Source organism: Pseudonocardia spirodelae (assembly GCF_037727765.1).
GTDB classification, from domain to species: domain Bacteria; phylum Actinomycetota; class Actinomycetes; order Mycobacteriales; family Pseudonocardiaceae; genus Pseudonocardia; species Pseudonocardia spirodelae.
The window spans coordinates 117,344-125,393 of sequence record NZ_JBBJUP010000018.1 but is presented as its reverse complement, the minus strand read 5'-3'; the positions used below and the strand labels follow the sequence as shown (position 1 = coordinate 125,393).

At 76.7% G+C, this 8,050-nt stretch carries 5 protein-coding genes and 2 pseudogenes; 1 reads left to right on the top strand and 6 read right to left on the bottom strand.

Annotated features, from left to right (window positions below; genetic code table 11):
- The 3 genes and pseudogenes from WJX68_RS20520 to WJX68_RS20510 all read right to left on the bottom strand — a co-directional run.
- A pseudogene (locus WJX68_RS20520) lies at window positions 1-765 on the bottom strand (hypothetical protein); the annotation flags it as partial.
- 198 nt (window positions 766-963) lie between these two features.
- A complete protein-coding gene (locus WJX68_RS20515; protein WP_340293472.1) occupies window positions 964-1,968 on the bottom strand; it encodes a hypothetical protein in 1,005 nt (334 codons plus the stop codon).
- Window positions 1,969-2,063: 95 nt separating this feature from the next.
- Window positions 2,064-3,008, bottom strand: a complete 945-nt coding sequence (locus WJX68_RS20510; protein ID WP_340293487.1) for a LytR/AlgR family response regulator transcription factor — start codon at window positions 3,006-3,008, stop codon at window positions 2,064-2,066.
- A gap of 525 nt (window positions 3,009-3,533) precedes the next feature.
- Here WJX68_RS20510 and mftD point away from each other — a divergent pair.
- Window positions 3,534-4,751 (top strand): pre-mycofactocin synthase MftD, encoded by a 1,218-nt coding sequence (mftD, locus tag WJX68_RS20505; RefSeq protein WP_340293469.1) that lies wholly within the window; start codon window positions 3,534-3,536, stop codon window positions 4,749-4,751.
- A gap of 52 nt (window positions 4,752-4,803) precedes the next feature.
- On the opposite strand, the gene WJX68_RS20500 is transcribed toward mftD, so the two are convergent.
- The 3 genes and pseudogenes from WJX68_RS20500 to WJX68_RS20490 all read right to left on the bottom strand — a co-directional run bounded on the left by WJX68_RS20500 (window position 4,804) and on the right by WJX68_RS20490 (window position 7,962).
- On the bottom strand, window positions 4,804-5,697 hold the full coding sequence (locus WJX68_RS20500) for an oxidoreductase (RefSeq protein WP_340293466.1): 894 nt from the start codon (window positions 5,695-5,697) through the stop codon (window positions 4,804-4,806).
- 313 nt (window positions 5,698-6,010) lie between these two features.
- A pseudogene (locus WJX68_RS20495) lies at window positions 6,011-7,192 on the bottom strand (PepSY-associated TM helix domain-containing protein); the annotation flags it as partial.
- Window positions 7,189-7,962, bottom strand: coding sequence for a DUF5134 domain-containing protein (locus WJX68_RS20490; RefSeq protein ID WP_340293462.1), 774 nt, complete (start codon window positions 7,960-7,962; stop codon window positions 7,189-7,191). The gene WJX68_RS20490 and the pseudogene WJX68_RS20495, both read right to left, overlap by 4 nt.
- Between the last annotated feature and the right edge of the window lie 88 nt (window positions 7,963-8,050).

Sequence of the window (8,050 nt, the reverse complement as noted above, 5' to 3'; positions counted from 1 at the left end):
CCCGCCGGGCCGGGGCACCGCGGGCGGTGCAGCACCGGGTGCCGCACCGGGTGCCGCGCCGGGCCGGTCACCCGGACGGCGCGGGACGATCGGGATCTCCCCGCTGAGCCGGGCCGCGCGGTCGCGGTCCTGCGCGGGGACGCCGGGCTCGGCCGCGAGGTGACGGCGGTGCTCGGCGGCGGTGTCGGGGCGGCCGGGGACCTTCACGGTCTCGCCGATCCCGCGCCGGGTGGCCCGGATCGAGCGGATGTCGGTGGGCCTGCTGTCGCTGTGGCCGCCGCGGCCGGGGGCCTCGCCGCGCTCGGTACGGCGGCCGGACCAGGCCGCGACGCGGCGCGCGTCGGCCGCGGCCTCGCGTTCGCGGCGGCGCGGCCAGGGGCCGTCGTCGGGGTCGTCGTCGGGCGGCGCGCCCGGGCCTGCGGGCCGGGCCTCGGGGCCGGTGCCCCGTCGCGGGTCCCCGGCGGGCGGGCGGCCGGTGCCGGGCGGACCCGGGCGGCGGGCCGGGCCGGACGGCCGGTCCGGCGCGCCGCCGCCGTCCTGGGGGGGGCGCGGCGCGGCCGGCCGGTCACCGGGTCCCCGGCGCTCCGGCGGAACGGCGCCGGGCCGCGCGGGCGCCCCGGGTACGCCCCGGTCGCGCTGCGGATCCTGGCGGCCGTCACGCCGCAGGTGCGGACGGTCGTCGCGGCGTGCGCCGCCGGCCGGGCCCGGTCGTCGGGGCCGGTCTCCTCCGGTGGGGCGGGAGCCCTCGTGCGGTCGTTCGTCCACCCGGGACACCCCCCTTCACTGGTCGGCACGGGCGGGCGGTCGTGCCGGGCTCCGGGCCGCGGCACGCGCCTGCGCTCCCGGCGACGGCGGCGGCGCGCGGGCTCCGGTGAGGGTACTTGCCGTGATCACGATCTCGGTCGGCGGCCACCCACCCCTGTGGGTGGCCCGGGACAGGTCGGGAGGAGGCGGACAGAGGGGTCACTGGTAGGAGACGAACACCGGGGACTCGGGCCGGACGGCGTAGGTCTCGCGGGGCGTGAACGTCGGCGAGTCCTCGTCGATGAAGTTCTTCCAGCCCCACCACAGGCCCGTCGGGCGCGGCGCGGCGTGCAGCGCGTTCCAGGTCTCCAGCTTCTCCTGGCGGGTGCCGTAGCCGTCGGCGTGCAGCACCGTCGCGAGCTCCGGGTGCGTGGTCACGACGGCCTGCCGGTCGGCGATCATCGGCACCCGGAACTGGTGGAGCAGGAACACCTTCTGCGGCAGCCGCCGTTCGCGCACCAGCCCGGCCAGCCACTGCGAGGTCCGGTTGACCTCGGCCGCGGTCACCGACCCGACCTGCACGCCGTGCCGCTGCCCGGGCTCCAGCCGCCACTCCGGGTCGAGCGCGAGCCCGACGTGCGGCCGGGCCAGCAGCTCGGTGTAGCGCCTGGCCTGGGTGAGGAAGTCGGTGGTGCCCGGCTGCAGGTCCAGCACGACGTAGACCCCGGCCCGGCCGGCCTGCTCGACCCAGGGCCGGAGCTCGTCGACGCTCATCTCCGCGGAGTAGTCGCCGTCCGCTCCGGGGACGCGGTCGGCGACGGTCGCGATGATCTCGAAGGCCGGCACGACGGGCTCGCGCACCAGCGGCTGGAAGTCGGCCGCGAGCCGCTTCGCGCGCTCGATCGAACGGGGCAGGTCCTGCTCGCCCAGCACGCCCATCGACGGAGTGCCCGGATGGCCGTAGAGCGCGGCCATGCGGCGGCCGGGGAACACCACCGTGTCGCCGCCGGGCAGCTCCGGCACCGGGGGTGCCGTCGTCGTGGGGGCCGGGGGCGCGGTCGTCGCCGGCGCCGGGGCGGCCGGTGCGGGGTCGGCGGCCGCCGAGCAGCCCGCGACGAGCGCGCAGGCGGCCAGCACCGCGACGAGGACCACCGGCGGGCGGCGCCCGCGCCGGTGGCGGTTCGTGACGGTCAGGACGCGCGGGGACTCACCCGTTGTGGACACCGTTCACCAGGCTAGGTGACCCCGGCGGTCGCGGCAGCGCGGACGGTGACCGGGCGTGTCGCCTCCGCGACGGTCGCGGGCGCGCCCGCGGGGCGTCAGCGGGGCAGGACGGGCCCGTCCGGACCGTCGTCGGGCCCGCGCTGCGGACGCGGCGGGCGGCCGCGCAGGATCCGCTTCAGCCCGGCGGTGTGCCGGCGGCTGACGGGCAGCTCGACGGCGCCGGGGCCGTTGCCGAGCCGGACGACGTAGCCCGAGCCGGCCATCCGCAGCTCGGTGATCAGCGGCAGCGACACGAGGTAGGCGCGGTGGATCCGCACGAACCCGGCCTCGCCCCAGCGGTCCTCCAGCACCGAGACCGGGATGCGGACCAGGTGGCTGCCCTCGTTGGTGTGCAGCCGGGCGTAGTCGCCCTGGGCCTCGACGAAGCGGATGGAGGAGCGGGGGACGAGCTTGGTCGTGCCCGCGAGCTCGACCGGGACGACCTCGTCGTCGGCGGTGGCGGCGGGGGCGCCGCGGCGGACCGGCGCGGCGTCGGGGCGGCCGGCGGGCTCGGCCCCGGGGTGGTGGCCGTTGACCGGCGGCGGGCCCGCGTCGGCGCGGCGGGCGGCGCGCAGCGCCATCGTGCGGTCCAGCGAGCCGGACAGCCGCTCGGTGCGCAGCGGCTTGAGCAGGTAGTCGACGGCGCCGACCTCGTAGGCGTCCACGGCGCGGTCGTCGTGCGCGGTCACGAAGACGACCGGCGGCGGGTCGGCCATCGCGTTGAGGACCCGGGCCAGCTCCAGGCCGTCGAGGCCCGGCATCCGGATGTCGAGGAACACGACGTCGACCGACGGGGTCGAGGCGTCGGCCTGCGAGCCGTGCAGGATGCGCAGCGCCTCGGTGGCGTCCGGCGCGGTCAGCACCGTCGCCACCCGCGGGTCCTCGCCGAGCAGGTGGGCCAGCTCCAGCAGGGCCGGTTCCTCGTCGTCGACGGCGAGCACGGTGAGCTGCGTGCCGGCGGGCGCCGGGGCCGGCGGCCGCGGCGGCTCGGGGGCCCGCATCTGGCCGGGCAGCCCGATCGGCCGGTGCGCGCCCGCGGCGCCGTACCCGGGCTGCAGGGCGTGTCCGACCGGGCCGGCGGGCATCGCGCCCGAAGCGTGCCCACCCCGCGCGTGGCTGTACACGGCTCCTCCTTGCCGCGGGCCCACCGCCCGCTGACCGGTGACTGCGGGCACACCGTAGCGAGACAGCGGAGCGTCACCGACGGCCGGTCCGCCCCCGGCGTCCACACGATCCGGGGTGCGCCGTCGGAGGGTGACCGGACGCGCTGCGTGACGAGTCGTGACGGCCGGTCGGGTGCGTGCCCCGTCACGCGCCGGTCGGGGCCCGTCGTGGCTGGTCGGGCGGACGGTCGTGCCCTCGCCGATCGGACGGGGTCCGGGCGGTTCTCATTGTGGCACTCGGTGCCGAAACGCTACCGTGCCATGAGACCCGCCACGTGCGACCGTGACCGATCCGGCCGGCGTGTCGGACCGGTCGCCCACCGACGGCGACCGGGCGCACCAACCGACTGCGAAGGGGCAGGCATGGCGAGCACGAAGGACTGGTTCGAGACGGTCGCGGAGGCGCAGCGCCGTGCGCGCAGGCGCCTGCCGAAGTCGGTCTACTACGCGCTGGTGGCCGGGGCCGAGCAGGGCATCACGCTGGCCGACAACGTCGCCGCGTTCGACGAGCTCGGCTTCCGCCCGCACATCGCCGGCCTGCCGCCGCAGCGCGAGCAGAAGACCTCGGTGATGGGTGTCGACATCGACTTCCCGGTGCTGATCTCGCCGACCGGTGTGCAGGCCGTGGACCCCGAGGGCGAGGTCGCCGTCGCGCGGGCCGCGCACAGCTCGAACATCCAGAACCCGCTGAACCCCGAGCAGACCGTGTCGACGGCGATGGGCCTGTCCTCGTTCGCGTCGCGCTCGGTCGAGGACGTCTGCGCCGTCCACGACAAGGTCTTCTTCCAGGTCTACTGGGCCGGGTCGAAGGAGGACATCCTCGAGCGCGCGATGCGGGCCAAGCGGGCCGGCGCCAAGGGGCTCATCGTCACCCTGGACTGGACGTTCGCGACCCGTCGCGACTGGGGCAGCCCGCCCATCCCGGAGAAGGTCGACGTCAAGGCGGCGCTGCAGTTCGCGCCCGAGATGATCACCAAGCCGCGCTACCTGCTCGACTGGGCCAAGAGCGGGCGCATCCCGGACCTCAAGGCCCCGAACATGGCGCCCCCCGGTGGCGGCGACGCCCCGACCTTCTTCGGCGCCTACGGCGTCTGGTGGACCACGCCGCTCCCGACCTGGGACGACATCGCGTGGCTGCGCGAGAAGTGGGGCGGCCCGTTCATGATCAAGGGGATCATGCACCCTGACGACGCCCGCCGCGCCGTCGACGCCGGGGCCACCGCGATCTCGGTGTCCAACCACGGTGGCAACAACCTCGACGGCACCCCGGCCGCGATCCGGGCGCTGCCCGCGGTCGTCGACGCCGTCGGGGACCAGGTCGAGGTCGTGATGGACGGCGGCATCCGCCGCGGGGCCGACGTCGTCAAGGCGCTCGCGCTCGGCGCCCGGGCCTGCCTGATCGGGCGCGCCTACCTGTGGGGCATGGCCGCACAGGGCGAGCGCGGCGTCACCAACGTCCTGTCGATCCTCTACAAGGGCATCGACGAGGCGCTGCTCGGGCTGGGCAAGAAGTCCATCCACGAGCTGACCCGCGACGACCTGATCATCCCGGAGAACTTCACCCGGCTCTCCAAGCTCTGACCGGCCGTCTCCGGCCCGGCCGCCGTCCCCGGCGGCCGGGCCGGCGGGCGGGTCAGAGGGGGAACGTGACGCGGGTCAGCTCCTCGGCGCGCTCCCACAGGGCGCGCTGGACCCGGCGGTCGTGCGAGGCCGCGGTCGACCCCACGGGGCGGGGGTGTCCGCGGGTCTCGCCGAACCCGTCCGGGCCGATGAAGGCGCCGCCGGGCAGGTCCGGCACGGTCGCCGCGAACAGCGTCGGCAGCGCCCCGGCCTGCCCGGACTGGGCGACGACGCGGTTGAGCACGCCCATCACCGCGTCCTGGAAGGACTCGGTGCGCGACTGCAGGTTCGTCGCGGCGTAGCCGGGGTGGGCGGCCATCGAGCGCAGCCGCGACCCGGCGGCGACGAAACGGTGCTCCAGCTCGTAGGCGAACATCAGGCAGGCGAGCTTGGACTGGCCGTAGGCGGTCCAGCGCTCGTAGCGGCGGCGCTCGACGTTGAGGTCGTCGAGGTCGATGCGCCCGATCCGGTGCGCGAGGCTGGACAGCGTGACGACGCGGTCGGTGATCCGGTCGGCGAGCAGCCCGGTCAGCGCGAAGTGGCCGAGGAAGTTGACCCCGAGCTGGGTCTCGAAGCCGTCGACGGTCCGCGAGAACGGGACGGCCATCAGCCCGGCGTTGTTGACGAGCACGTCGGCGGTGCCCTCGAACCCGGCCGCGAACTCGCGGACCGAGGTCAGGTCACCGAGGTCGAGCCGCCGCACCGACGCCGCGCCGCCCAGCTCGGACGCGATCTGCTCGCCGCGGGCGGTGTCGCGCACGGCGAGCACCACGCGGGCACCGGCCCGGACGAGCGCGCGGGAGGTCTCGAGGCCGAGGCCGCTGGTGGCGCCGGTGACGATCACGGTCCGCCCCTGCTGGGGCGGGATGTCCGCCGTCGTCCAGGGGGCGGGTGAGGTCCGGAACACGGGTGTCTCCTTCACGGGGAGGGGTCGGTCCCGTGTCTACCGGGCGCGGGCCGGGGCCGCCGGGGCGCCCCCCGGCCCGCGCGCCCGGGCCTCCCCCCGTCACGGCCACCGTGCGGTCGCGCCGCGCCGGGACCAGGGCGTCGAGGAGCAGGAACGCGATCAGCGAGACCCCCAGCACGGGCAGCGCCAGTCCCACGCCGACCGCGGCCAGCCCGACCAGGGCGACCGAGGCCGCCGACGGTCGTTCCCGGGCCGCGGGCGGCCCGGCGAGGGCGCGGGAGCCGTCGGGCAGGGTCGGACGGCGCAGCCACCACATCCGGTACCCCCAGACCACCAGCACGACGACCGCCGAGGCGAGCGCGGCCAGGGCCACCATGTTCACGGTGCCGAACAGCAGGCCCATGTGGGCGTCGATGCCCCAGCGCGCCAGCTTCGCCGCCACCGGCCAGTCGGCGAACGCGAGGCGGTCGGTGACGGTCCCGGTGGCGGGGTCGACGGCCACGGAGTCCTGCTGCGACGGCCAGGAACGTACGACCTGCTGCACGGTCCAGGCCTCGCCGGGGTCGCCCGGGGTGAGCTTCACCGGTCCACCGAGGCCGTCGGCCCGCGCGGCGTCCAGCACCCGCTCGGCGGTCCGCGACACGGCGTCCGGGGCGACGGGGCGGGCGGGCGTCACCGGTACGGCGGCCGCGGCGTCCCCGCCGCCGGCCGGGAGCGTGGCGCTGACCGACGGCGTGGTCCAGTCGAGGCTCATCCGCAGCTGGGTGACGGTGGATCCGGCGAACTGCGACCACGTCAGGCCGGTGGCGGCGAGGAAGAGGAAACCGGCCGAGGCCCAGATCCCCACGGCCCCGTGCCAGGACCGCAGCCGCGCCCGCGGCGCGCCGCCGCGGTGCGGCAGCACCCGGTCACGACGTCGGCGGACCCGCCGCGCGAGCTGCGTCACCAGCCCGGACAGCGTCAGCACCGCGAGCCAGGACGCGGCGAGCTCGGTGTAGATCTGCCCGGGCGGGCCCAGCAGCAGCGAACGGTGCAGGTTGTCGATCACCCCGCGGGCGGGGAGCCACTCGGCGTAGGTGTCGAGGGTGTCGCGGACCTGCGCGGTGTACGGGTCGACGAACACGGTCCGCTTGTAACTGGTGGGAAGGTCCGCGTCGAAGGAGACGCGGGTGGTCGCACCGGGCTCGCGGGACGGCCGGATCTCGACGACGTCGAGGCCGGGCAGGGTGGCCGTCGCGGCCGCGACCTGCTCGGACAGCGGACGCTCCGGGCCGCTCACCGGGGCGGTCAGGGCCTCGGCGTGGGCCCACCGCTCGATCTGCGGCGAGACCGTGTAGAGCAGCCCCGTGACGGCGGCGACGAGCAGGAACGGTCCGACGAACAGGCCGGCGTAGAAGTGGATGCGGGTGACGAGGCCGGTCAGCCCGCGCAGCAGCGGCGGTCGTGACGGCGGGGGCGTCGGCGGGTCCGGCCGGGTGTCGAGTCCGGCGCTCACCAGCCCGCCACCATCGCCGCGAGCATGACGACCATGCCGACGCTCATCGCGGCGTGGCAGGCGGCGTCCGAGCGGGCGCCCAGCCGGGTCGCGCTCGGGGCCCGCGTGCGCTCCGCGACCGCGGTCCTCCCCGTGCTCCCGGTGGTCCCGGCGTCCTCCGGGACGGTGCCGGGCCGGGGCGACGCGCCGGAGGGGGCGTCGTCGGGGGTGAGCGGGTCGCCCGCGTCGCGGTCGTGGCTCAGCGCCCGTGCCCCCCAGAACCCGGCCGCGGCCAGCAGCACCACGCAGAGCCCGACGGTCACCGCGACCGCCCAGCCCGCCGGGCCGGATCCGCCGCCCGTGCCGTCCATGCCCGCCATGTCGCCGCCGCCGTGGTGGTCGTGCGCGCCGCCGCCCGCCGCCACGGCCGGTGTGGCCATGATCAGCGGCATCGCGGCCAGCATCCACACCATCGCCGCCGCCATCAGGGCGTGCGCGGCACCGGCGGCCCGGCCGGACGGCCCGCAGGCCACGCCGCGCGCCGCCGTCACCACGAAGAACACGCCCAGCACGGTGAACAGCACGATCTGGGTCCGGAGCCCGGCCTCGCCGTACCAGGTCCAGGTCATCACGACCATGGCCGCGCTCATCAGCAGGTGGGCGAGCTCGGCGGTGCGGTGCGCCGCGGAGCGGCGTTCGGCGACCGCGGCGGCCCAGCGGAGCAGCGCGTACAGCCCGGTCGCGGTGAACAGCACCGTGAGGGTCCAGGCGAGCGGAACCGACGAGATCACAGGCCCTCCTCGGGGGCGGGGGAGGTGCGGGGGCGCACGACACGAGTGGTCGTCGGCGCGGCGCCCGCGGTTCCCGGGTGCGACACCG